This is a genomic window from Chitinophagales bacterium, assembly GCA_020636535.1.
In the GTDB taxonomy this organism is placed as follows: Bacteria; Bacteroidota; Bacteroidia; order Chitinophagales; family JADIYW01; genus JADJSS01.
In genome coordinates this window covers 1,559,274-1,581,360 of record JACJXT010000011.1, presented here as the reverse complement: position 1 = coordinate 1,581,360, position 22,087 = coordinate 1,559,274, and the positions used below count along the sequence as shown (strand labels likewise).

Here is a 22,087-nt window from a genome sequence, read left to right as displayed (position 1 = left end):
TAAATATTTATATTTGTTTTTTACTTAAAATTAATTTTTCTACATAAGTTAAAATATCTCCATCTTTTAAATCTATCGTAGTAGCTTCTTTAAACTCTAGAGGAATATTTGCTCTTTTTGCATAAATTAAAGCTCTTACTACATCTGTAACATTACCACCAGCTAAATAGTGCGCTTCTAGTTCATCTCTATTTACAGGAATTCCAGCTTTGTGTGCTGTAATCATACTGTCTACTATTATCTTTGGTGGTACATTTCTCAATCTCATAAAGAGTAGTTGCAAAAAGTCAATATTAACTTCAGATAATTTTGCAGAAAGCCATATACTAATATAAGGCATTAACTTCCTTACTAAAAAAATTATTAATACTAATAAAATTATTGCCCAAATTGTTGTTTTATCCATAACATGAAAATTTAAGCTTCTTTTACAAAAATTTTATTGTCTTTTATTTGAACTATATTTATATTTTTATCTGCACTAATAAATTCATTAAACGACCATACACTTACTCTATTGTCTCCAAATATTGCTTTTCCTTCTGGTCTTAAGTCGGTAAGCGTTATTCCAATATCGCCTACTTTCAATCCAAAATCAACAAACTCGTTTACCTTACCATCTACTACAGTCTGTACTGCCATCTTACTTTCAGAAATTCTATCGGCACCAATGTATAGCAACACACCATTTATAACAATTGCTGCAATAACACAAATGCTTCCGTATAAAATTCCTAATTCATAAAAAGCAAATGCCAAACCTACTATTGTTACTACAAAACCAATTTTTCCTAATATAAAACTTGGCATCAAAAAAACTTCTGCAATAAATAAAAGTGTTCCAAATAATAAAATAGCTATAACAATAAGTAATGGCGACATAGTTTTTGATAATTGTTACAAGATATTATTTTTTTTGAAAATAATTAACTTTGTTGATAATTTATGAAAGTAGAAATTTGGTGGATTGGTAAGCACAATGAGAAATTTATTGAAGCTGGTGTACAAACTTATTTGAAAAAAGTAAACTATTTTACTAAAGTAGAGCATCGATTATTTAATGATGTAAAATCTGTAAAAGATGCAACAGTTTTAAAACAAAAGGAAGCAGAACAATTTATTTATCAGATTAAAGTAGATGATTATATTGTGTTATTAGATGAACATGGCAAGCAATATAATAGTAGACAATTTGCTGAGTTTATAGTGAATAAACAAAATATTGGCAGTATAAAAAGACTCGTTTTTATTATTGGTGGTGCTTTTGGATTTGATGACACTTTAAAACAAAAAGCTAATGCATTGCTTTCTTTATCGAATATGACCTTTTCTCACCAATTGGCAAGAGTTATTTTTCTAGAACAACTATATAGAGCATATAGCATTATCCATAACTTTCCATATCATAATGATTGATAGTTAGTTTGTATATTATATCAACTCAAATCATTTAGCAGAAAATGTTCTAAATAACAAACTGGTAAAATAGATTGTTTATTTATTAGACCAATATTTTATATACTTGCAAAACTAGCTATTAACTAAAAAATAAAACTATGGCTGTTTATAAGAAAATACCATTAAAACCATTTCCGAATGGTTGGTATGTGGTAGCATTAAGCGAGGAATTAAAGCAAGGTGAAATTATTACTAGACAATTTGTAGGAAAAGAAATTGTAATTTATAGAACAGAAAGCGGAAAAGCTGTTGTTGCAGAAGCATATTGTCCGCATATGGGTGGACATTTTGGTTATGGTGGAACTGTAGAAGGCGAAACGATTAAATGTCCGTTTCATCATTTTTGTTTTAATCACGAAGGAAATTGTACTAAAACTGGTTATGATAGCAAACCATCTTCTAAGTTAAAATTGCCTATATTTCCATCTGATGAAAAAAATAATTTGATTTTAGCATGGTTTGATGAAAAAGGCAATGCTCCAAGTTTTGAAACACCAACAATTGCTATGAATGGTTGGACAGATTTTTTGTTTGCTGAATATGATTTAAACTCTCATCCACAAGAGACTTCTGAAAATAGTGTTGATATTGGACATTTTGGAATAGTGCATGGTTATAAAGATGTAGCGACTATTAGCGAAATGAGTCATAATGGTCCTTATTTACAAGCAAAATATGGTATGACTAGAATTGGCGATTTCTTGTTTAAACAAACAGATATTAGAACTGAGTTTAATGTTCATGTTCATGGTTTAGGTTATTCTTTTGTGCAAACAATGGTGTCTCCTTTTGAAATAGAAACCAGACATTTGGTTTTGTCTACACCAACTGCAGCAGGAAAAATAAAATTACGCATTGGTGCTGCTATAAAAAATATAGCTCATCCAAGTAAAATAACGCCACTATTATCTCTTTTACCTAAGCCATTAGTTACAAAAATTATACATAAAAATACCTTTAAAGGTTATTGTCATGATGTGAGTCAGGATTTTAAAATTTGGCAAAACAAGATATATATAGATCCACCATTATTAGCCAAAGGCGATGGTCCAGTAGCACAATATAGAATGTATGCACACCAATTTTACTACGAAGATTCTTTGCAACCAGATTTATATCCAAATGCATTAGCTGCTAAGCAGTAAGATTACTTTTTCACTGCTTTGGCTTCTTTTAAGAATGCTGTTTTAGCTGTTTCGGTTGAGTTAATAATGGCAAAGTTACCACCACCTGCTATTGCTAATTGTTCTATATTGGATTGCACATATGGTGTTGGTTCTCCAAATAAAAATATAGAACAGTGTATATCGTCTTGTAAATATTTGTTAATGACTTTTAATATATTGGCATATTCTTTTTTTCCTGAAGTAAACATGCCATCAGTACAAATAATAATTCTGTTACTTCCACCATTAATGTAATTTTGTTTGGCTGTTTGAAATGCATTATCAAAAGCACTAGCACCTTGCGATTGTCCGCCTACTTTTATATTGTCTATTGCATTTAGAATTTTAGTTTTCTCTGTTCCTGTAGTAGATGGCAATATTTCTTTAGTAGCTGTAGAGAATGTAAGTATGGCTACTTTGTCTTCTTTTCTAAATAGATTAACAATATCTTTTAAACCAGATTTTAAAAACGGCATTTTGTTGGTTTCATTCATCGATGAAGAAACATCGAGTAGCATTACCCAGTTATTATCTGCAAAACCTTCTAACGCTTCTTCCTTTACTATGGCAATAGGCATAGTATCTAGTATTTTTTCTTCAATTACCGTTTTACTTTTTAATGAAAAACTACGATTGGTAACTGCAGCTACTTTTATAAATCCAATTAATTCGTAGTAATCTTTATGACTTACTCTAATTGGATAATTGTCGTCTATATATTGAACTGTAGTTTCTATTTGGTAAAAACCATTAGAATCTGTAAGTGCAAAATATTGTTGTCCACTAAAATCAAGTTCTATAGTAACATTAGCTATAGCTTTTTTTGTATCTGTATCTTTAATATAACCTTTTATTATATTGCTTGTTGCAAATGATAAAGAAGTTAGTATCAAACAAAAGAAGAGTGTAAAGATTTTATTCATATTTCTATCATCTAATTTATAGAATAAAAATTTCAAATCAAAAAGAATACTACAAAATTTATGCTACATTTGAAATATGAAACAATTTATACTACTACTCTTTAGCTTAATTACGCTTCAACACTTTACTTTTGCACAAAAGCATGAATCGGAAGTTTATAAATTTAAATTAGGTGTAGATATTCCTGTTGCTACATTGACTATTGGTACTGCTATTCCGTCTTTCATCTTACAAAAAAAAGCAAAACCATTGAGCTATGATGAAATTAATGCTTTAAAAATTTCAGACATTAATAAATTTGATCGTTCTGCTGTTTATAGATACAATCATAAAGCTGAAGTTAGTAGTGATGTTTTTCAGTACGCATCAATGGTGAGTCCTGCTCTTTTATTTGCAGATAAAAAGGTAAGACAAGATTGGAAATATATTTTACCTATGTGGATTGAGACATTTGCTTTGACAACGACTTTAACTTCATTAACTAAGTTAACTGTAAAACGAAAACGACCTTATGTGTATAATCCAGATTTACCAATTGAGCAGAAAGTAAGTAGTAATGCTACTGCTTCATTTTTTTCTGGACATACCAGTATAAGTGCAGCGAGTACTTTTTTTGTAGCAAAGGTTTATGCCGATTATCATCCTGATTCGAAGTGGAAACCTTTAATGTGGACAGGAGCTGCCATTATTCCTGCAATAACTGGTTTGTGTAGATATGGTGCTGGCAAACATTTTTTTACTGATGTTATTGTTGGTTATGCTATTGGAAGTGCTATTGGCATTGGTATTCCGCAGTTACATAAGATTAAACAGAAGAAGGATTGAAATTTGTAGTCGTTGTATGGAAAAATATTACGAAGCAATCTATTGTAGTTTAAGATTGCCACATTTTTTTCTTCCGTAGCTACGGAACCTCAAAAATTCACAATGTTCTGTGCTTAAAAACAAACTTTTTGCATAAAATTTTCATTATATACTTCTTTATTTTTTGCTATTGCAAAGGCTTGTTTTAATAACTTATTAGCTATTGCTATTTTTACTACTCTTTCTGCTTTGCCTTTGGCAATTAATCTTTCATACATTGCTATACATGCTTTATTTAGTTTCTTGGCTGACCAACTACACATATACAATAACTTCCTTATTTGCGATTGTCCCATTTTACAAATATGTCCTCTGCCTCGCACACTTGTTCCTGATTCATACTTTCTCGGACTTAGTCCTACATATGCAATTAACTGTCTATAATTATCAAATTTTTTAAAATTATTGGTAATTACAGTTAACATGACGGCTGTTTTTTTACCTATACCTGGTATTGTTGCTAAACGCTCTAGAGTGTCTCCGTATGTTTGTTCTGATAATAATCTAAATCTTGTTTCTAATTTTTCTTTTCTTCTTTTTAGGGTTTTTATATGTTGATTTAGTTCTTGCTTTAATGATGAACTTAGTATACCACTGCTCGTATGTGCTTCTAACTGATGTTGTGTCTGACTTACTTGTTTACTTAATAACTCTATTGTGGAATATAGTTGTTTTAACTCCATTACTTCTTTATCTTGAGATTGCCATAACTCTGGATTTTGTTCTATACCATACATTGCTATGGTTTGTGCGTCTTTCTTATCTGTCTTTGCTCTTTGAAGTTTCATTTGACTGTATCTTCTTATAACCAAAGGATTTACTACACTTACTTTTATATTATTCATTTCTAAATACAAAGCTAATTGTAGATAATAACTGCCACTTGCTTCCATTACAACATGACTCTGTTCTGAAATAAACTTACATAACTTTTTAAATCCAAGTTTGTTGTTTTCTAATACATGATGTTGCCATTTACTAGTTTTGCTGTCTAATAATGCTACATCAAATGTTTGTTTACTAATGTCAATTCCTATAACTTTACTCATAATATTGTTTTTTGTGAAAAGTAATACTACACTAACTTATCTATCCTTAATACAAGCTTTATGCTTAATGTTCTGTTCAAGTTTTTGTAGTAATGGGTAAAGGGATTAACATTGCGAACGGTCTTTTTGACTAATGACAAACTAAAATCTTACTCTTTACCCTTTACTTTTCCTGTTAATAATTTCTACTAATTTAATTATTTATACAAACATAGGATGGGTAAAGGGATTAACATTGCGAACGGTCTTTTTGACTAATGACAAACTAAAATCTTACTCTTTACCCTTTACTTTTCCTGTTAATAATTTCTACTAATTTAATTATTTATACAAACATAGGATGGGTAAAGGGATTAACATTGCGAACGGTCTTTTTGACTAATGACAAACTAAAATCTTACTCTTTACCCTTTACTTTTCCTGTTAATAATTTCTACTAATTTAATTATTTATACAAACATAGGATGACGAATAAGTATATATTTAACCTTCAAAATTAATGGAGAATTGGAAAGATCTATTGCCTAGTCGGTTAATCATTTTGCTATAAATTAAGGCATCGTTATTGATGTGCATATTTAACAATGAGTTAGATACTTTAAATTCTGGACTAAGTATAAAGAATGGAAAATGGAACTCGAATCCAAAACCATAATTAGCTGCTAAATCGTGTGCTTTTTGTTTTGGTAAATCTATAAACTTTCTATTCTTTAAATTAGCACCCAAGTCGTAACCATATTTCAATCCACCAACTAAGTATACTTTAAAGTTTTTTATGGCTTCTGATTTGAATTTCATTTCAAAAGGCATTTCGTAATAAATCTGAGATATTTTTAAATCTGTTCTTGTTTCGTCTGTAAATTGATAGTTTAGGTTTTTATCAGCAAAAACAAAGGTTGGTAGTGTTCTTACTTCTACATACTTATTGATATGCCAACTAAATAAAGCACCAATTTCAAAACCAATTTTATAATCAGAGCCAACAGCTGCAACACTATCGCTAGTAGCAAAAGCTTCGCTATGACGAATTCTGAAATCACTATAATTTGTAGCTAAATGAATACCAAAGTGATATGGTTTTTTAGCAAACTTCATGTCATTTTCATAAGCATACTTTTGTGCAAAAGATGCAACTGACAGAAATAATATTGCTATAAAAACAATTACTTTTCTGCTATGTATATGGTGCTTATGCCAAATGTTAATGGTATGCATTGAATGTTTTTATAATTACAATATTGAAGTAACTCTACAAATTTCTTGCCATCAGGAAAGTTTTTAACTGATTCTGGTAAGTATGAGTATGCGTTTTTATCTTTTGAAATAATTTTTCCTATAAAAGGTAAAACGCTACAAAAGTAAAAAAAGTATATGGCTCTAATAAATCTGTTCTTTGGTTTAGAAAATTCTAGTATATATGCTTTGCCACCATCTTTTAGTACTCTTCTCATTTCGCCTAAACCTACAATAAGATTTTCAAAGTTTCGTACGCCAAAACTAACAGAAACAGCATCGAATGAATTGATATCGAATGGTAAATTTTCGCTATCTGCTTGAAAAAGTTCAATATTATTAATATTTTTTTCTTGTAATTTCTTTTTTCCAACAGCCAACATATTTTCAGAAATATCGATACCAGTAATTTTTTCTGGATTAAGTTTAAGCATTGCCAAAGCTAAATCGGCTGTGCCTGTAGCAACATCTAAAATTTGTTTAGGTTGCTGTTGTTTCATTAGTTTTACTAGCTTTTTTCGCCATAAATTATCAATACCTAATGATAGAAAATGATTCAAAAAATCGTAAGTTCCTGCTACATTATTGAACATATTAGTAACTTCTTCTTTTTTTCCAGCAGCAGTATTATATGGTTTAATTTCTTTTTCCATTATTTTCATTGCAAAAGTACGATTAATGTTAAATTTGTAGCAATAAATTAGTTTAAATTAATGGTATGATACAAGAAGCACAATTTATAGGTTCTTTTCCATCAATAGAGAAGTCGATTCAAACACTGCCAGAATTTGCTTTTATTGGTAGAAGTAATGTAGGAAAGTCTTCTTTAATTAATTTAATTACGCAACGAAAAGACCTAGCAAAAGTTTCTTCTACGCCAGGAAAAACACAAATGATTAATTATTTTGAGATTAATAAACATTGGCACTTAGTAGATTTACCTGGTTATGGCTATGCTAAATTGTCAAAAAAGCACAGAGCTAGTTTAGAAAAAATGATTAAAGATTATATAGAAAATAGTTCTAAATTATACTGTGTTTTTTTATTGATTGATAGTTCTATTCCACCACAACAAATAGATATTGACTTTGCTAATTACTTAGGCGAAAAAGGCATTCCGTTTATTATCATCTTTACAAAATCTGACAAAAATACTAAAGGAAAAATTCAGTACAACATAGAAGCATTTGAAAAAATATTAGCAGAAAATTGGGAAACAGTACCACAACATTTTACTACATCTGCTAAAAATAAAATTGGACAACAAGTAATTAATGAATTTATACAGCAATATATTTAATATATGAAAATTAGACAAGTACATTATTTTTCTGGAATTGTCATTACACTGTTTATTGTATTACATTTATTTAATCATGCTTTTAGTACTGTTGGTATTGATGATAGTATTACTTTAATGAAACAACTAAGGTTGTTCTATAGAAACTTTATTATTGAAAGTATCTTGTTGATGACTATAGTTATTCAAATTTATACAGGAATAAAACTTTTTAAACGGAATAGAAAAACAGCAGTTTCATTTTTTGATAAATTACAAATTTACACTGGTTTATATTTAGCTATATTTTTTATGATTCATTTAAGTGCAATACTTTCTGGAAGATACATCATGCACTTAGATACTAATTTTTATTTTGGTGCAGCTGGTTTAAATATATTTCCTTTGTATTTGTTTTTTATTCCATATTATGCATTGGCTATTTTATCTTTTTTTGGACACATTGCTTCTATTCATAGTAAAAAGATGACAAAAAATATTCTAGGAGTACATCCAATAAATCAATCGAAATTAATTATTGTTATTGGAATTATTTTAACACTACTTATTTTTTACGGACAAACCAACAAATTTAAAGGTGTTGATATCCCTAGTGAATATAATTATTTGAATATGGAGTGAAGCTGCTTGGGACTATAACGCTATTAGTGCTTCTCGTTCTGGTCCGTTAGATACAAATTTCACTTTTACATTCAAGTAGTTTTCTATAAACTCGACATAAGTTTTTAATGCTTCGTTAATTGGTTCTTCTCTGTTGATATTTCCCCAAGAAGCAAAATTTTGTACTACTGGTTTGATGCCTTGTTCTTCTAATGAAAAAGGCAATTCATTGGTAGTTGTTCCATTCATTTCATAACTGGTACACACTCCAAATTCGTTAAAACTATTCAATACATCTGCCTTGGTAATCACTAAATCGGTAACGCCATTAATTATGCAAGTATATTTAAGTGCAGGCAAATCAATCCAACCACATCTTCTTGGTCTGCCAGTAGTAGCACCAAATTCACCACCAATTTTTCTAAGCTGCTCTCCTACTGCATCGTTTAACTCTGTAGGAAAAGGACCACTACCAACTCGAGTACAATACGCTTTTGTAATACCTATAACTGAACCAATAGTACTTGGAGCAACACCTAATCCTGTACACACTGCAGCAGTAATCGTATTTGAAGAAGTTACAAATGGATAAGTACCAAAATCTATATCTAGCATAGAACCTTGAGCACCTTCTGCTAAAATTCTTTTGCCTTGTTGAAGTGCATTATTAATAAAGTAAACCGACTCCACTTGTTTATAGTTTTTCAATAGTTCAACAGCTTCAAAAAATCGTTTTTCATCTTCAGTAATGTCGTAGTCAAAACTATACACATCTATTAATTGGATATGTTTTTCTTTTAACTGATTATATTTTTCTAGAAAATTATCGGATAAAATATCACCTATTCGCAAACCATTTCTACCAGTTTTATCCATGTAAGTTGGTCCAATTCCTTTTAGTGTAGAACCAATTTTAGCTGTGCCTTTAGCTGCTTCTGAAGCTGCATCGAGCACTCTATGTGTAGGTAAAATTAAATTAGCTCTTTTAGAAATAACCAATCTATCTTTAACATTAACACCATTTTGTTCTAGTCCATGAATTTCTTTGATGATAGTAATTGGGTCAATCACTACGCCATTACCAATATAGTTGAGTTTGTCGGCTCTAAAAATTCCAGATGGAATGGTGTGTAATACAAACTTTTTTCCATCAATTACTAAAGTGTGTCCAGCATTTGGTCCACCTTGAAACCTTGCAATAATATCGTATTGGTCTGCTAAATAATCTACAATTTTTCCTTTACCTTCATCGCCCCATTGCAAACCTAAAATTACATCTACTTTCATAAAATTTCTTAAGCACTAAAATTAGTAAATTTCTAAGGAAGAATAGTTTAATAAGACATTATGTTTATCAACAAATACACTATCATAGTATGTCTTACTCCTAAATCATGTTCGTTATCGTATGATTTTTTGTTACTACACTTAAAACTCTAATTATCCTTACATCTCATTTTTAAATGGATGACGAATGGTATAGTTTGATTCCATATTAGGTTGATAGGCATATTTTAAAACAATATTAAACCATGAATTTAATTTTACAAATGCATTTAATGGAATTGGCTCTGCTCCTATCGTAGATTTTATTTCTGTAGCAGTTCTACCAAAATGAATTTTACTATATCTTTTATCAATTGCTAAGTGTACAAAATCTAATAACATTCTATTATATAATTTATAATCGTTATTGACTTCATAATTCAACCCTATATAATGTATATGCATCGTATTAGATAGACATAGAAAAATAACTGCAAAACCAACTAATTTGTCTTCTAGGAAATAAGCTTTGAATACCAATTTATTTTCGTACAACTTACTTAACTCGCTATACATTGCTGTATTAAGAGTCGTTAATTTAAAATTAGTTTGTTGCATTACATTATCATACAATGCTTGAATTTCATTTTGATAGGCAACAATTGCTTCATAAGTAAAATCTTTTGATATAATTTGACTGCTACCTTTCAATACTTTTTTAGTTCTTACTCTATACTTAGAAGTTAGTGCTTGTAAATAGTCATCAAAACAAAGCCAATTTGCTTGTAGCGTTAACTGCATATCTGGTTCTGTATAAAACTGTTTAAAACTAAAGCCACAAGAATTTTCTGTTAAAACACTTGGCGTATCTCCAATTACAAAGCTGTGTATTTTACAGTCGAATGTTTTACAAACGCATTTAAAAATTTTGTTGAGCAGTGGATAAATTATTGTTTCTTGTGCAGATATTATACCATTATCTCCAGTAAAAAAAACATTGCCTAAATTTAAAATATTAATAGCGTTTTTTTCATATCTTTTCTGTAAGAATCTTTTTATTGATGAAGTATTGTTATTAATAAATTCAAAAATATCTTTTCCATCTAAAGCAATTTGTTGAAAGTATAAGAATCCAATAGTACTATTATTTTGATACAATTGTACAAACCGATGTTGAATTTGTGTTTGTGTTGATGCTATTAATTGAATAAATTCATATTTTTTATAAAAATCATCATTACTTACAAACTGATTCCAAATTACTTTATCAATTTCATCTATAGATTTATAACAAACGGTTTCTATATTTCCCTTTAACTTAATTTTCATCTACGGTGGCAAAAGTAATTAATTATACTAAATGAATTTTCAAGCAAAATGTTTTGTGATATGCTTTCTTTTTAATAATTTAATGTTGAAAAATAAAAATATGTTTGGGTTTATTTCAGGATTAATTACAGCAAATGCTTTTGAATGGTATTTTCATAAGTATGTTTTACACGGACAAGGTAAAAAGAAAGCCAGTTTTTGGAGATTTCATTGGGCAGTACATCATAGAACTGTTTTAAAAGAAAATTATGAAGACTCTGATTATAAACAAAATATATTTGCAGCTTGGAATCCACAGAGTAAAGAAGTTGCTTCACTAGCTGTTGCAGCAGTTGCTGTTGCTCCATTTTTTCCAGTAGCACCAGGATTTGTTTCTGCATTATGGTTATCACAGTATAACTATTATAGAGTACACAAAAAATCGCACTTAGATCCTGAATGGGGTTATAAATATTTACCATGGCATTATGATCATCATATGGCACCAGACCAAGACCAAAATTGGTGTGTAACTTTTCCTTTATGGGATCATGTAATGGGAACAAGAGTACGATATATTGGTACTGAAAGAGAAAAATTAGATATTGCGAGAAGAGCTAGAAAAGAAGCGGTTAAAGCTAGCAAAATAAATATTAATATGAGTGAAAACTAAAAAGCTTATCTCTCTTTATATAAAAAAACTGGTTAGCTAAAAAACCAACCAGTATAATATTCTAAGAACCATTAAGAAATGTAAAAAAGATGATTTTTATTTTGCTTCTAAATTATCAAGCACTAATAAGATGCAACTTTTGCAATATTAGAAACAAAATCTTACTACAAATCTTACATCCATTTAGCAAAGAAAAGTACCATGTCTTTTCTTAGGTTATTGATGAGTAATTCAAAAGTATCCATTCTCAAGTTTGACACGATATTGAGTTAATTAATTGATTATCAACAATAGTGTTATTGGATTGGCTCACTACAAATTGGATTTTATAGTGTTAGTTTGTCTTTTGGAATGATGGGTTGTAATGGCATTAAACCTATTGCTCTTTGAAGTGCAATTTCGTTTTCTGTTGGTCTTGAACGTACATAGATTTGCTCTTTATTGTGTTGTAACAAGCTTACTTGCATTTTATTTAGCGTAGTTCTTAGCGTATTCTCTGTGAGTTTTAGTCCGCTTTTATTGGTTCTTTGTAGTGTGTAGTTTAATAGTGTATAAGCGATATAGCATAAACAAATATGTCCTTTAATTCGTTTGTCTGTCCAATGAAACATGGGTCTTATTTCTAAGTGTGCTTTAAAGGTTCTAAAGGTGTGTTCTATTTTATAAAGTTGTTTGTATTGTTCTAATACTTGTGTTGCTGTAAGGGTTTTGTTGTTGGTGCTAATAGCCAAAATGCCATCGTACTTTGCATCGTTTATTAGTTTTTGTTCATTCAGTTCATAGCTGCCTTTTGGGTTTTGTTGTATATAAAACCTACTTGCTTTTTTGGTAATTAGAGCTGTATTTTTTAATAGTATTTTAGCTGTAGCTTCTTTGTCTTCTCTATCTTGTTTGTCTTTTTTTGCTCGTTTTTGGCTGTGTGTTACGATGATTGTTTTACCATCGTGTTCTACGGTTTTATATGTAATTACAATGGCTTCGCCAGTTGTATCATGGTATATCCATTGTTTGGTAAAAGAAGCTAAATCGGTAAGCTCGGTTTGTAATGTTTTAGGTAAACTTTTGATGCGTTCGCCAAGTATAAATTCGTAGCCATTGTTTTTGGTAATTTCGATGTTATGTTTCGATAACATACCTCTATCTGCTACCATAATTATTTTTTCTATTTGATATTGTTTTTTTAAATCGATTAATGCTTTTTCAAAAGTATGTCCTTCGTAGGTATTGCCTTCAAAAATTTGATAACCAATCGGATTTTTATCAGTATCTATGAGCATACAAAACAAGATTTGTGTGTTTCCTATTTTGCCATCTTTACTAAATCCTTTTTGCCTAAGTTTGCCTTGTTGTTCTACTTCACTTTCAAAATACAAAGTGGTTACATCATAAAATACAACATCCAATTTTTGATTAAATAAATCTCTGCCTGTTTGGAAAATTTGTTGTTGAATGAGCGATTGATTGTCGGCTAATTTATCTAAAGTTCGATACAAGTGATGTAGCGAAACAGTAGGCAAATTAAGATATTCCGACTGATGTAGATAATTTTGATGTTTACTACACGGATCTTGTAATCGCTCTAAAAGCATCAACAAAACAGCATCCGAAAAATTAAATTGTAGTTTGTTTTTTGAGGCTATTCTGCGAAACACATCTTGCAAACCATAATGCTGTAATACTTTTTGGTAGAGGTATTGATAGCCATAATTGTATCTGCCTAATTCTAACAAATCGCTAGTTAGCAATGCCTTTACTTCGCCACCACCTAACTCAAATAATTGGATACCGATGGCTCGCAATTGGGCTGGTTTATAATCTTCTACTTTGCCAAGTGTGTGTAATATTTTGTGCTTTGATTTGCCCTCATCATTTCGATAGCTTTCTAAGATACGCAAATACGTGCCTGATGATTTTTTCTCTATCCGCAAAAATGACATACTGCAAAAATAGAGCGGATAAACTAATTATAAAAGCAACCAAAAAAAAATCGGCTCACTACAAATTTGAAAAAATAAAAACAAAACTCAATAAAATAAGGCGTTCTCAGTCATATTTTATGAAAAGGTGTCAAACTCGAGAAAAAACTGGTTAGCTAAAAAACCAACCAGTATAATATTCTAAGAACCATTAAGAAATGTAAAAAAGATGATTTTTATTTTGCTTCTAAATTATCAAGCACTAATAAGATGCAACTTTTGCAATATTAGAAACAAAATCTTACTACAAATCTTACATCCATTTAGCAAAGAAAAGTACCATGTCTTTTCTTAGGTTATTGATGAGTAATTCAAAAGTATCCATTCTATCTCTTAAATTACTGTGGTCATCTAATTTTCTGTGGTCGCTTGCTACTGGATTATCTTTTACATTTTGTTCAATTTCTTGCTCGTGCAAATTTATTTCGTGCTTTAATTTATCTAGCTCGTCTTTTTGAATAATTAATTTATTTTGAAATCTTTCTACAATTGCATTAATATCATTTGCTGTATTTTTTACAGATACTTCTCCTAATCTGTCTTTTAAGATTTTAATATCGTCTTCGTAAAACTTTAATGCGTTTAACCAAACTTGATGCTCACTGTGTAATTCTGATAAATATTTCTTTTCCATTTTTATATTTTTTCCAAAAGTATTAAATTCAATCAATAAAAAATATAATTTTTATCAGTTTTTAATAAGCATTTATTTAATCATGCATTTATCGTCATCTTCTTTTTTGAAGAAATGCGGATAATATTCTTGTAGTTTCATTACAAACATATCGTGTGGTACATCATGAAAAGTGCCATAATCTTTTAGATACTCCATGAACTCAGTTTTTCCATCGTTGCTGTATTCTTGAAACATCGAGTCGTCAATACCATTAAATTCTAGTGGAGCAACACCTAATTTATCGCACAATGCTTTATTAAAAGCTGGTGTTGCCTTTATCCAATTTTCATTCAAATAAATTTCAGAACAAGCGTGAAAAACCAATACATCTGTTTTAATTACATCTATAAATTTTTCTACGCCAATATGGTTGCGTACATTAAAAAATCTAAATCTAGATGGAATATCAACAGTTCTTAAACAAGCATTTAGCAGACATGCTTTTTCAATACAATATCCTTCTTTCTTTTCTCTATTTAATAGATTACTTGCCTTTAATGCTTTGTGTTGCAAGGAAATATTGTACGGATTGTATCTAAATTGGTCTCGCACAGCATTGTAAATTAAGATGGCTTGTTTGGTTTTATCTCGTTCTTGTTGTACTATATTTTTGGTATATCTAACAATATCTGGATGGTCGCTATCTACAAAATAAGTAGGTTGTAAATAAATGTCTATTCCAAAAGGTGCATTTTTCATTTTACTAAATTACAGCATATCCTTAAATTTATGTCGTAAGTAATTAGTCATCACGAAAACTTAATTTGGAAAAACATCAAACACATAGAAAATTTGGATTGGATATTGTAAGAAGTATAGCCATTCTCTTTGTAGTTTTTGGTCATGCAGCCACAATATTTAATCCACTAATTAAAATTCCTGTGTTTAGAATTTTTATGGGAAAATTATTAGCCATTGCTCAAATTTTAGCTTTTGTTGGCGTGGAGTTATTTTTTGTACTGAGTGGATATTTAATTAGTAAAATAATATATCATTATTTTTTAAGGAAAGATTTTAAGTTCAATACTATTTTTTCTTTTTGGATAAGACGATGGTTAAGAACGCTTCCTAATTATTATTTGCTATTAATTATTAATATCATTTTATTTATATTTATTTTAAAATACTTTAATTTTGATTGGCGTTACTTATTTTTCTTACAAAACATTTGGCAACCACATCCTGTATTTTTTAAAGAAGCATGGAGTTTAGCCATAGAAGAATGGTTTTATATACTACTTCCAATATTATTATTTATATTAATAAAACTTAATCAATCATTAAAAAGAGCTATGCTAATAACTTGTTTAGTTTTAATTGCAATTAGCTTTAGTGTTAAAGTTTTTTACGCTTTTCATTTTCACTATAACAATTTCGATGAATACTTTAGAAAAATTGTACTGCTACGATTTGACAATTTAGCTATTGGTATTTTGTGTTATTTTGTTCAATTACACTATTCTAATTTTTGGCACCGAAATAAAAAGCTGCTCTTTTTTATTGGAATAGCTATTGTTACTTCAAGTATTGTTGGATTTTACTATTTAGCATATCAGCATAATTTTTATGGTTATCATCATAACACAATCGTTTACCATTATTGTAATATATTTTGGCTAAGTATTCTAGGTATTGGTATTGCTTGTATTTTTCCTTTGATGGAAAATTTAAGTACTACAAAACACAAATTTATTCATTTATTTTTTACTACTACTGCAAAAATATCGTATGCTATGTATTTGCTAAATATTCCAATCTATTTTCTACTTTTTAGATATCTGTTGAAAGTACCAAGTACTATTAGTAGTGCATTAATTGCTATAACAATATACTATTCAGTACTTTATACAGCTTCTTACTTGCTTTATCATTTCTTTGAACTTCGGATATTAACATATCGTGATAAATATTTTCCTAATAAACATTAATGCATTATCGTATACAAAAAGAATTATTTATTTTCGTGAACTCATGTCAACATCAAACAATGTGAAGCCAATAAAAAAGCAAAAACCAAATTTTGTTTATGCTATTATTAGTATTACACTTAATTTATTTATTGTAGGATTATTAGCATTGATTATATACTTTTCTCAACAGTCGTTTACCAAGATTAAAGAAAGTGTAGAAATAGAATTGGTCTTAAAAAAAGAAGTTGATAGTATTGGAAAAGTTAAGATTGAAGAATTTTTAAAATCGCAAGAATTTATTGCACACTACAAATACATTGATAAATCTGTAGCAGCCGAAAAATTTGCTAAAGATATTGGTCAAAATTTTGTTGAGATTCTTGGTTTTAATCCTTTGTACGATGCTTATGTAGTTAACTTAAAAGCCGATTATACCAACGAAACTTTTTTAAAAGATGTAGAATCTAAATTTTTAAGTGTAGATGGTGTGGAAGAAGTTTTTTATCAACAAAACATAGTAGAAATGCTAGGCAAAACCATACAACCAATTGCTATTGGCATTGCTGTTATTAGTATTTTACTACTACTTATTGCTTTCTTCATTATAGATACCACTATTCGATTAATGATGTATGCACAACGATTTTCTATTAGAACCATGCAGTTAATTGGTGCTACAGAATGGTTTATTGTTAAGCCATTTCTTAAAAAATCGGTTGGCTCTGGAATTATATCAGCAATTATTGCCAATATTGGTTTATTTGGACTGTTATTTCTTGCCAATATTAAACTAAACTATGTACCAACACAGCAAGATTATATTGTTTTTGGAATAATTGCATTAACTTTGTTACTATTAGGAATAATAATATCAACAATAAGTACTTATTTTGCAGTAAGAAAATATCTGCATGTTAAATTAGAAGATTTATATTAAACAATCAATCATGGCAAAAAAAGGCAATAAACATAAAGGAGCACATCAACAATCAAAAATTCATCCAACTACTGAAACAGTTGCTAGTGTAAGCACTCCAAAAGCTACAATTTCAAGAAGAACAAGCAGTATAAAAAGTCAAAATAAAGATTTACTCTTTAACAAGACCAACTATATTTTAATGATTGCTGGTTTTGCACTAGTATTAATTGGATTTATTTTAATGAGTGGTGGCAATACTGACCCAAAAGTATTTAATGAAGCAGAAATTTATTCTACTAGAAGAATAACCGTAGCTCCAATTACTATTATCTTAGGATTTATTACCATTGTTGTTGGTATTCTTAAAAAACCAAACACAGTTACCCATCAAGAAACTGTTGAAGCTTAATACATATTTATGGATATTTTGCATGCTATTATTTTAGCAATTGTAGAAGGCATTACCGAGTTTTTACCTATTTCTTCTACAGGACACATGATTATTGCTTCTTCTATAATGGGAATTGAAGAAGATAGTTTTACTAAGTTTTTTGAAATATGTATTCAACTTGGTGCTATACTTTCTGTAGTAGTTTTATATTGGAAGAAATTTGTCAACTTTAAAGAAATCAGTTTTTACATTAAGTTGTTCGTATCGTTTATACCAGCAGCTATTTGTGGTGTTTTATTTTCCGACCAAATTGATGCACTGTTAGAAAGTCCATTAACTGTTGGTATTATGTTATTTATTGGTGGTGTTTTTTTATTATTTGTTGATAAAATATTTAATCAAGCAAAAATTATTGAAGAAAAAGACATACAGTATAAAAATGCATTTGTAATAGGTTGTTTTCAAGTACTAGCAATGATTCCTGGCGTAAGTAGAAGTGCGGCTACAATTGTTGGTGGTATGCAACAAAAATTAAGTCGTTCACTAGCAGCAGAATATTCTTTCTTTTTAGCAGTACCAACTATGTTTGCAGCTACCGCAAAAAAATCATTAGATTATTATCAAGCAGGAATTTCCATTACACAGCAACAATGGATTATTTTAGCAATTGGCAATATTGTAGCTTTTATAGTTGCCATGTTGGCTATCAAATTCTTTATTGCTTACTTACAAAAAAACGGATTTAAACTCTTTGGATATTATAGAATCATCATTGGCTTAATTATTATTGCCATTTTAGTACTCCAATAAATGAAACAATTTCAGTTTGTAGAAGGCGAAGTTTTACTAATTGACAAACCATTAGATTGGACATCATTTGACATTGTCAATAAAATTAAATACGCACTAAAAAAACACTATAAGAAACTAAAAGTTGGTCATGCAGGCACACTCGATCCAAAAGCAACTGGACTATTAATTGTATGCACTGGAAAAATGACGAAGCAAATTCAGTTTATACAAGACGAAAGAAAAATATATACTGGTAGTTTTTTTATTGGAGCTACTACACCATGTTTCGATACAGAACAAGCAGTAGACCAAACATTTTCTACAACACACATTACTGATGAATTAATTTATAACACAGCACAAGCTTTTATTGGAAAACAAGAACAAACACCACCAATACATTCTGCTGTAAAAATTGATGGTAAAAGAGCATACGATTACGCTAGAAATGACGAAACTGTTATAGTAAAATCTAAACAAATTAATATTTACAACTTTGAAATTACCAATATTGCAATGCCTTTAGTTGAATTTAAAATTGAATGCAGTAAAGGCACTTATATAAGAAGCATTGCCAACGATTTTGGTAAAAAATTGAACAGTGGAGCATATTTAGCATCACTTCGTAGAACAGCCATTGGCAATTATGCTATTGAAAACGCAATGACTATTAATGAATGCATAGATAGTATTAGAGTGTATTTGGCAAAGGAACAATAGAAATAGAACCAATTTACTTGCATTAACAGTTATATCTTTCATTTATTTCTCACTTTCTGAAAATCACTATATTTTGGATTGAAGTTAAGTTGCATAGTTCTAATTTTCTCATTGCCAAAGAATTCCTTCATAGAAGTAATACTATACCAACTATTCAGTAAAGTTTTAAAATTATTATAAACTACTTTATCTTTAATTAGAAATATGTATGATTGTTTATTGTCATCATTTAAATAAATATCAAGTTGAGCCAAACCATTGTATATTGGTTGTCTATAATAGTTTGCACCTTGATAATAATTGTAATAGAGTGTCATTTCTTTTATTGAAGTTAAAGGAATTACTACTTCCTTTTTTTGATTTTCTTTTACTGTAATTGTATTACTATTACAAACTAATTTTCCTATAATATCTTCTTTTTTAACCCAATCTGAAAATAATGTTCGTATATATTTATCATAAATAAAATGAAGAAAAAATACTAATGCAAATAAAGAGAGCATTATATACCCAAAATTATTTTTATCAAGCAAAAGCATGGAAGCAATTAATAAAGGAACACAAATTGCTATAACCATTAATTGAGAATATATTGTAGAATCTAAATTTTTTATAGGTTTATCGTAGTGTATAAGTTTAAACTCTATCTGCATAATTCAATATTATACTTTCATAAAAATCCATTTGCCTATTTCTTTAAACGACACTTTTTTGCCTTGTATTAAAATTCCTATTCTGTAAATTCTTGCTGCTAGTGCTGTTATGGCAATACAAGCAACAACTAATATTAACATTGAAATAATTTGTTGCCACCATTCTACTTTAAATGGAATACGAGACATCATTATTATTGGCGATGAAAATGGTAACATACTTCCCCATTTTGCTGCGGCTCCAAATGGTTGTTCTAGTGTAACTGACATTAATACGATAGAAATCATTATAGGAATCATTAGCGGAAAAGTAAACGATTGTGCGTCGCTGTCGTCTGTTACTGCTGCACCAATAGCTGCGAATTGTGCTGCGTAGAAAAAATATCCAAAGATAAAATAAAATATAAAACTAAAAATTATTCTAAAAATATCTAAATCTTTAAATGCTAAACTTAAATCGTTCATTATACTTACTACTTCTGAACTACTGGCTTGCGATTGTTGCATACTTTGCATTGCAGTCATTTGGTCAGCAAAAATTAAACCTACAACAAACTGAACAATAAAACTCAAAATTCCCCAAAGTACAAATTGTGTTAATCCAACTGCACCAATACCTATAATTTTTCCCATCATGAGTTGAAATGGTTTTACAGAAGTAACTAAAACTTCTATAATTCTATTTGTTTTTTCTTCGGTTACACCTTTTAAAACCATAGAACCATAAACGAGTAGAAATATATAAATTAAAAAACCACATATATAACCAATTCCTCCAGCTAAAGACGACCTACCAAATTGTTGTTTGTCGTTAATTACTTTTTCTATAGTAACTGTTTGATTGAGTTTGTCTATCAACTCTACATTATAATTTTCTCTTAGTAGTACAATATTTTTTATTTGTTCTGTTAAAGCATCTTCAATCGTATTTTCAATATTTCCACCTAATTCTTTTTCTGCATAAATGGTAATACCATTCGGTCTGTCTAAATCTATTTTTGGTATGTATAATAATATATCATAATCTTCGTTATATGTTTTCTTTAAAGCATCTAAAGAAGTATTGTTCATCAAATAATCGTAGTGAATATTGTCGTCATCTAAACCTCTAAATTTATCGGCAAATAAATTGCTATCGTCTTTTACTAGAATATTGGTTTCTTGCTTTCCGTTAGTAGCAATTAAAACAGTAGCGACTAAAAATGCACCAATAAGTAATGGCATTAACAGTGTAAGAATAATGAACGATTTTTTACGAACTCGTGTCATGTATTCTCGTGCAATGATATAGAGTACTTTTTGCATATTATTGATTGACTGTTTTTATAAAAATTTCATTGATGCTTGGCAAAATTTCTTGAAATGCTTTTAAAGGCAAATTGTTTTGTAACACTAATTTTAGCAACTCGTTTGGTTGTTGATTTTCTTGTAGCGTAAAAACATAATCTGTTTCGCTGTTATTGGTGTATTGATATTGTTGTGAAATATTTTCTGGCATAACCACATTATCATAGAATTCTAATTTATACTTATTTTCTTTATATTTTTCTTTGATGTCTTTTACTTTTCCATCAATTAAAATATTGCCTTTGTTGATTAGTATAATTTCTTCGCAAATTTCTTCTACATTTTCCATTCGGTGTGTAGAGAAAATAATCGTCATTCCTTGATTGTGTAAGTTGAAAATTTCTTCTTTAATAATTTGAGCATTCACAGGATCTAATCCAGAAAAAGGTTCATCTAAAATGAGTAATTTAGGTTGATGCAAAACCGTTGCAATAAACTGAATTTTCTGTTGCATACCTTTAGATAGTTCGCCTACTTCTTTATTCCACCACGATTCAATATCAAACTTATGAATATAAAAATCTATTTTTTGTTTTGCAGTAGCATTATCCAAACCTCTTAATCGTGCTAAATAAAGTAAGTGCTCACCAACTTTCATTTTTTTGTACAAACCTCTTTCTTCTGGCATGTATCCAATTTCGTTGATGTGTTTGGCTTGTAATTTTTCTCCATTGTAGAACAGCTGACCTTCGTCTGGTAGAAAAATCTGTGTAATGTGTCTAATCAATGTTGTTTTTCCTGCACCATTTGGACCTAATAAACCATAAATTTTGCCTTGTTCAATTTCAAATGAAATATTGTTTAAAGCCAAATTATCTTGAAAGGTTTTTGATACTTTATCTATTTTTAATAATGACATATT

The 22,087-nt window shown here is 29.3% G+C and carries 25 protein-coding genes; 11 read left to right on the top strand and 14 right to left on the bottom strand.

Translation table 11 applies throughout. The features are described from left to right. Positions 1-7: 7 nt before the first annotated feature. Together H6553_07425 and H6553_07420 are read right to left on the bottom strand one after the other, a co-directional pair. Complete coding sequence (locus H6553_07425) at positions 8-406, bottom strand: flotillin-like FloA family protein (protein MCB9033651.1); 399 nt, start codon at positions 404-406, stop codon at positions 8-10. Between the two features lie 11 nt (positions 407-417). After that, the gene (locus tag H6553_07420; GenBank protein ID MCB9033650.1) at positions 418-882 is read right to left on the bottom strand and encodes a hypothetical protein; all 465 of its coding nucleotides are present in this window, start codon (positions 880-882) and stop codon (positions 418-420) included. A gap of 63 nt (positions 883-945) precedes the next feature. Between H6553_07420 and H6553_07415 the strand changes: the two genes are divergently transcribed. Both H6553_07415 and H6553_07410 read left to right on the top strand, forming a co-directional pair. Then, positions 946-1,416 (top strand): 23S rRNA (pseudouridine(1915)-N(3))-methyltransferase RlmH, encoded by a 471-nt coding sequence (locus H6553_07415; GenBank protein ID MCB9033649.1) that lies wholly within the window; start codon positions 946-948, stop codon positions 1,414-1,416. A 140-nt stretch (positions 1,417-1,556) separates the two neighbouring features. After that, positions 1,557-2,603 carry a Rieske (2Fe-2S) protein gene (locus tag H6553_07410; protein ID MCB9033648.1) on the top strand — a complete coding sequence of 349 codons (1,047 nt, stop codon included), beginning with the start codon at positions 1,557-1,559 and terminating at the stop codon, positions 2,601-2,603. Between the two features lie 2 nt (positions 2,604-2,605). On the opposite strand, the gene H6553_07405 is transcribed toward H6553_07410, so the two are convergent. Beyond that, positions 2,606-3,547 carry a VWA domain-containing protein gene (locus H6553_07405; protein MCB9033647.1) on the bottom strand — a complete coding sequence of 314 codons (942 nt, stop codon included), beginning with the start codon at positions 3,545-3,547 and terminating at the stop codon, positions 2,606-2,608. A gap of 76 nt (positions 3,548-3,623) precedes the next feature. On the opposite strand from H6553_07405, the gene H6553_07400 reads away from it, so the two are divergent. Further along, positions 3,624-4,373, top strand: coding sequence for a phosphatase PAP2 family protein (locus tag H6553_07400; protein ID MCB9033646.1), 750 nt, complete (start codon positions 3,624-3,626; stop codon positions 4,371-4,373). Between the two features lie 113 nt (positions 4,374-4,486). On the opposite strand, the gene H6553_07395 is transcribed toward H6553_07400, so the two are convergent. The 3 genes from H6553_07395 to ubiE form a co-directional block, all read right to left on the bottom strand. After that, positions 4,487-5,461 (bottom strand): IS110 family transposase, encoded by a 975-nt coding sequence (locus tag H6553_07395; protein ID MCB9033645.1) that lies wholly within the window; start codon positions 5,459-5,461, stop codon positions 4,487-4,489. A 483-nt stretch (positions 5,462-5,944) separates the two neighbouring features. Continuing rightward, a complete protein-coding gene (locus H6553_07390; protein MCB9033644.1) occupies positions 5,945-6,676 on the bottom strand; it encodes an outer membrane beta-barrel protein in 732 nt (243 codons plus the stop codon). Next, a complete protein-coding gene (ubiE, locus tag H6553_07385; GenBank protein ID MCB9033643.1) occupies positions 6,625-7,347 on the bottom strand; it encodes a bifunctional demethylmenaquinone methyltransferase/2-methoxy-6-polyprenyl-1,4-benzoquinol methylase UbiE in 723 nt (240 codons plus the stop codon). The genes H6553_07390 and ubiE overlap by 52 nt, the downstream gene beginning before the upstream one ends. Positions 7,348-7,412: 65 nt before the next feature. Here ubiE and H6553_07380 point away from each other — a divergent pair, with 65 nt between their 5' ends. Together H6553_07380 and H6553_07375 are read left to right on the top strand one after the other, a co-directional pair. Next, the gene (locus H6553_07380; GenBank protein ID MCB9033642.1) at positions 7,413-7,994 is read left to right on the top strand and encodes a YihA family ribosome biogenesis GTP-binding protein; all 582 of its coding nucleotides are present in this window, start codon (positions 7,413-7,415) and stop codon (positions 7,992-7,994) included. A 3-nt stretch (positions 7,995-7,997) separates the two neighbouring features. Next, entirely contained in the window at positions 7,998-8,615 is a 618-nt protein-coding gene (locus H6553_07375) for a hypothetical protein (protein ID MCB9033641.1), read from the top strand. 12 nt (positions 8,616-8,627) lie between these two features. Here the strand turns inward: H6553_07375 and H6553_07370 are convergent, their stop codons facing one another. Both H6553_07370 and H6553_07365 read right to left on the bottom strand, forming a co-directional pair. After that, complete coding sequence (locus tag H6553_07370) at positions 8,628-9,881, bottom strand: adenylosuccinate synthase (protein ID MCB9033640.1); 1,254 nt, start codon at positions 9,879-9,881, stop codon at positions 8,628-8,630. A 159-nt stretch (positions 9,882-10,040) separates the two neighbouring features. Next, positions 10,041-11,189, bottom strand: a complete 1,149-nt coding sequence (locus H6553_07365) for a hypothetical protein (protein MCB9033639.1) — start codon at positions 11,187-11,189, stop codon at positions 10,041-10,043. A 100-nt stretch (positions 11,190-11,289) separates the two neighbouring features. Between H6553_07365 and H6553_07360 the strand changes: the two genes are divergently transcribed. Further along, positions 11,290-11,841, top strand: coding sequence for a sterol desaturase family protein (locus tag H6553_07360; protein ID MCB9033638.1), 552 nt, complete (start codon positions 11,290-11,292; stop codon positions 11,839-11,841). 326 nt (positions 11,842-12,167) lie between these two features. Here the strand turns inward: H6553_07360 and H6553_07355 are convergent, their stop codons facing one another. The 3 genes from H6553_07355 to H6553_07345 all read right to left on the bottom strand — a co-directional run bounded on the left by H6553_07355 (position 12,168) and on the right by H6553_07345 (position 15,192). Further along, positions 12,168-13,778, bottom strand: coding sequence for an IS1634 family transposase (locus H6553_07355; GenBank protein ID MCB9033637.1), 1,611 nt, complete (start codon positions 13,776-13,778; stop codon positions 12,168-12,170). 292 nt (positions 13,779-14,070) lie between these two features. After that, a complete protein-coding gene (locus H6553_07350; GenBank protein ID MCB9033636.1) occupies positions 14,071-14,451 on the bottom strand; it encodes a hypothetical protein in 381 nt (126 codons plus the stop codon). Positions 14,452-14,523: 72 nt separating this feature from the next. Further along, positions 14,524-15,192 carry a transglutaminase domain-containing protein gene (locus tag H6553_07345; protein MCB9033635.1) on the bottom strand — a complete coding sequence of 223 codons (669 nt, stop codon included), beginning with the start codon at positions 15,190-15,192 and terminating at the stop codon, positions 14,524-14,526. A 65-nt stretch (positions 15,193-15,257) separates the two neighbouring features. Between H6553_07345 and H6553_07340 the strand changes: the two genes are divergently transcribed. The 5 genes from H6553_07340 to truB are packed head-to-tail and all read left to right on the top strand — an operon-like array spanning position 15,258 to position 19,225. Beyond that, positions 15,258-16,421, top strand: coding sequence for an acyltransferase (locus H6553_07340; protein ID MCB9033634.1), 1,164 nt, complete (start codon positions 15,258-15,260; stop codon positions 16,419-16,421). A gap of 43 nt (positions 16,422-16,464) precedes the next feature. Continuing rightward, a complete protein-coding gene (locus H6553_07335; protein MCB9033633.1) occupies positions 16,465-17,340 on the top strand; it encodes a hypothetical protein in 876 nt (291 codons plus the stop codon). 10 nt (positions 17,341-17,350) lie between these two features. Then, positions 17,351-17,731, top strand: coding sequence for a DUF3098 domain-containing protein (locus H6553_07330; GenBank protein MCB9033632.1), 381 nt, complete (start codon positions 17,351-17,353; stop codon positions 17,729-17,731). A gap of 9 nt (positions 17,732-17,740) precedes the next feature. After that, complete coding sequence (locus H6553_07325; GenBank protein ID MCB9033631.1) at positions 17,741-18,523, top strand: undecaprenyl-diphosphate phosphatase; 783 nt, start codon at positions 17,741-17,743, stop codon at positions 18,521-18,523. Continuing rightward, positions 18,524-19,225 carry a tRNA pseudouridine(55) synthase TruB gene (truB, locus tag H6553_07320; GenBank protein ID MCB9033630.1) on the top strand — a complete coding sequence of 234 codons (702 nt, stop codon included), beginning with the start codon at positions 18,524-18,526 and terminating at the stop codon, positions 19,223-19,225. It abuts the gene before it with no gap. 38 nt (positions 19,226-19,263) lie between these two features. Here the strand turns inward: truB and H6553_07315 are convergent, their stop codons facing one another. Genes H6553_07315 through H6553_07305 form a run of 3 tightly spaced genes read right to left on the bottom strand, consistent with a single transcriptional unit; the run spans position 19,264 to position 22,084 of the window. After that, positions 19,264-19,878, bottom strand: a complete 615-nt coding sequence (locus tag H6553_07315; protein ID MCB9033629.1) for a hypothetical protein — start codon at positions 19,876-19,878, stop codon at positions 19,264-19,266. 9 nt (positions 19,879-19,887) lie between these two features. Then, positions 19,888-21,183, bottom strand: a complete 1,296-nt coding sequence (locus tag H6553_07310; GenBank protein MCB9033628.1) for an ABC transporter permease — start codon at positions 21,181-21,183, stop codon at positions 19,888-19,890. Between the two features lies 1 nt (position 21,184). Continuing rightward, positions 21,185-22,084, bottom strand: a complete 900-nt coding sequence (locus H6553_07305; protein ID MCB9033627.1) for an ABC transporter ATP-binding protein — start codon at positions 22,082-22,084, stop codon at positions 21,185-21,187. Between the last annotated feature and the right edge of the window lie 3 nt (positions 22,085-22,087).

What these genes read in the sequence shown, in the direction of transcription:
- H6553_07425 (MCB9033651.1), bottom strand. Translation starts at nt 406, where the DNA reads ATGGATAAAACAACAATTTGGGCAATAATTTTATTAGTATTAATAATT.
- H6553_07420 (MCB9033650.1), bottom strand. Translation starts at nt 882, where the DNA reads ATGTCGCCATTACTTATTGTTATAGCTATTTTATTATTTGGAACACTT.
- H6553_07415 (MCB9033649.1), top strand. Translation starts at nt 946, where the DNA reads ATGAAAGTAGAAATTTGGTGGATTGGTAAGCACAATGAGAAATTTATT.
- H6553_07410 (MCB9033648.1), top strand. Translation starts at nt 1,557, where the DNA reads ATGGCTGTTTATAAGAAAATACCATTAAAACCATTTCCGAATGGTTGG.
- H6553_07405 (MCB9033647.1), bottom strand. Translation starts at nt 3,547, where the DNA reads ATGAATAAAATCTTTACACTCTTCTTTTGTTTGATACTAACTTCTTTA.
- H6553_07400 (MCB9033646.1), top strand. Translation starts at nt 3,624, where the DNA reads ATGAAACAATTTATACTACTACTCTTTAGCTTAATTACGCTTCAACAC.
- H6553_07395 (MCB9033645.1), bottom strand. Translation starts at nt 5,461, where the DNA reads ATGAGTAAAGTTATAGGAATTGACATTAGTAAACAAACATTTGATGTA.
- H6553_07390 (MCB9033644.1), bottom strand. Translation starts at nt 6,676, where the DNA reads ATGCATACCATTAACATTTGGCATAAGCACCATATACATAGCAGAAAA.
- ubiE (MCB9033643.1), bottom strand. Translation starts at nt 7,347, where the DNA reads ATGGAAAAAGAAATTAAACCATATAATACTGCTGCTGGAAAAAAAGAA.
- H6553_07380 (MCB9033642.1), top strand. Translation starts at nt 7,413, where the DNA reads ATGATACAAGAAGCACAATTTATAGGTTCTTTTCCATCAATAGAGAAG.
- H6553_07375 (MCB9033641.1), top strand. Translation starts at nt 7,998, where the DNA reads ATGAAAATTAGACAAGTACATTATTTTTCTGGAATTGTCATTACACTG.
- H6553_07370 (MCB9033640.1), bottom strand. Translation starts at nt 9,881, where the DNA reads ATGAAAGTAGATGTAATTTTAGGTTTGCAATGGGGCGATGAAGGTAAA.
- H6553_07365 (MCB9033639.1), bottom strand. Translation starts at nt 11,189, where the DNA reads ATGAAAATTAAGTTAAAGGGAAATATAGAAACCGTTTGTTATAAATCT.
- H6553_07360 (MCB9033638.1), top strand. Translation starts at nt 11,290, where the DNA reads ATGTTTGGGTTTATTTCAGGATTAATTACAGCAAATGCTTTTGAATGG.
- H6553_07355 (MCB9033637.1), bottom strand. Translation starts at nt 13,778, where the DNA reads ATGTCATTTTTGCGGATAGAGAAAAAATCATCAGGCACGTATTTGCGT.
- H6553_07350 (MCB9033636.1), bottom strand. Translation starts at nt 14,451, where the DNA reads ATGGAAAAGAAATATTTATCAGAATTACACAGTGAGCATCAAGTTTGG.
- H6553_07345 (MCB9033635.1), bottom strand. Translation starts at nt 15,192, where the DNA reads ATGAAAAATGCACCTTTTGGAATAGACATTTATTTACAACCTACTTAT.
- H6553_07335 (MCB9033633.1), top strand. Translation starts at nt 16,465, where the DNA reads ATGTCAACATCAAACAATGTGAAGCCAATAAAAAAGCAAAAACCAAAT.
- H6553_07330 (MCB9033632.1), top strand. Translation starts at nt 17,351, where the DNA reads ATGGCAAAAAAAGGCAATAAACATAAAGGAGCACATCAACAATCAAAA.
- H6553_07325 (MCB9033631.1), top strand. Translation starts at nt 17,741, where the DNA reads ATGGATATTTTGCATGCTATTATTTTAGCAATTGTAGAAGGCATTACC.
- truB (MCB9033630.1), top strand. Translation starts at nt 18,524, where the DNA reads ATGAAACAATTTCAGTTTGTAGAAGGCGAAGTTTTACTAATTGACAAA.
- H6553_07315 (MCB9033629.1), bottom strand. Translation starts at nt 19,878, where the DNA reads ATGCAGATAGAGTTTAAACTTATACACTACGATAAACCTATAAAAAAT.
- H6553_07310 (MCB9033628.1), bottom strand. Translation starts at nt 21,183, where the DNA reads ATGCAAAAAGTACTCTATATCATTGCACGAGAATACATGACACGAGTT.
- H6553_07305 (MCB9033627.1), bottom strand. Translation starts at nt 22,084, where the DNA reads ATGTCATTATTAAAAATAGATAAAGTATCAAAAACCTTTCAAGATAAT.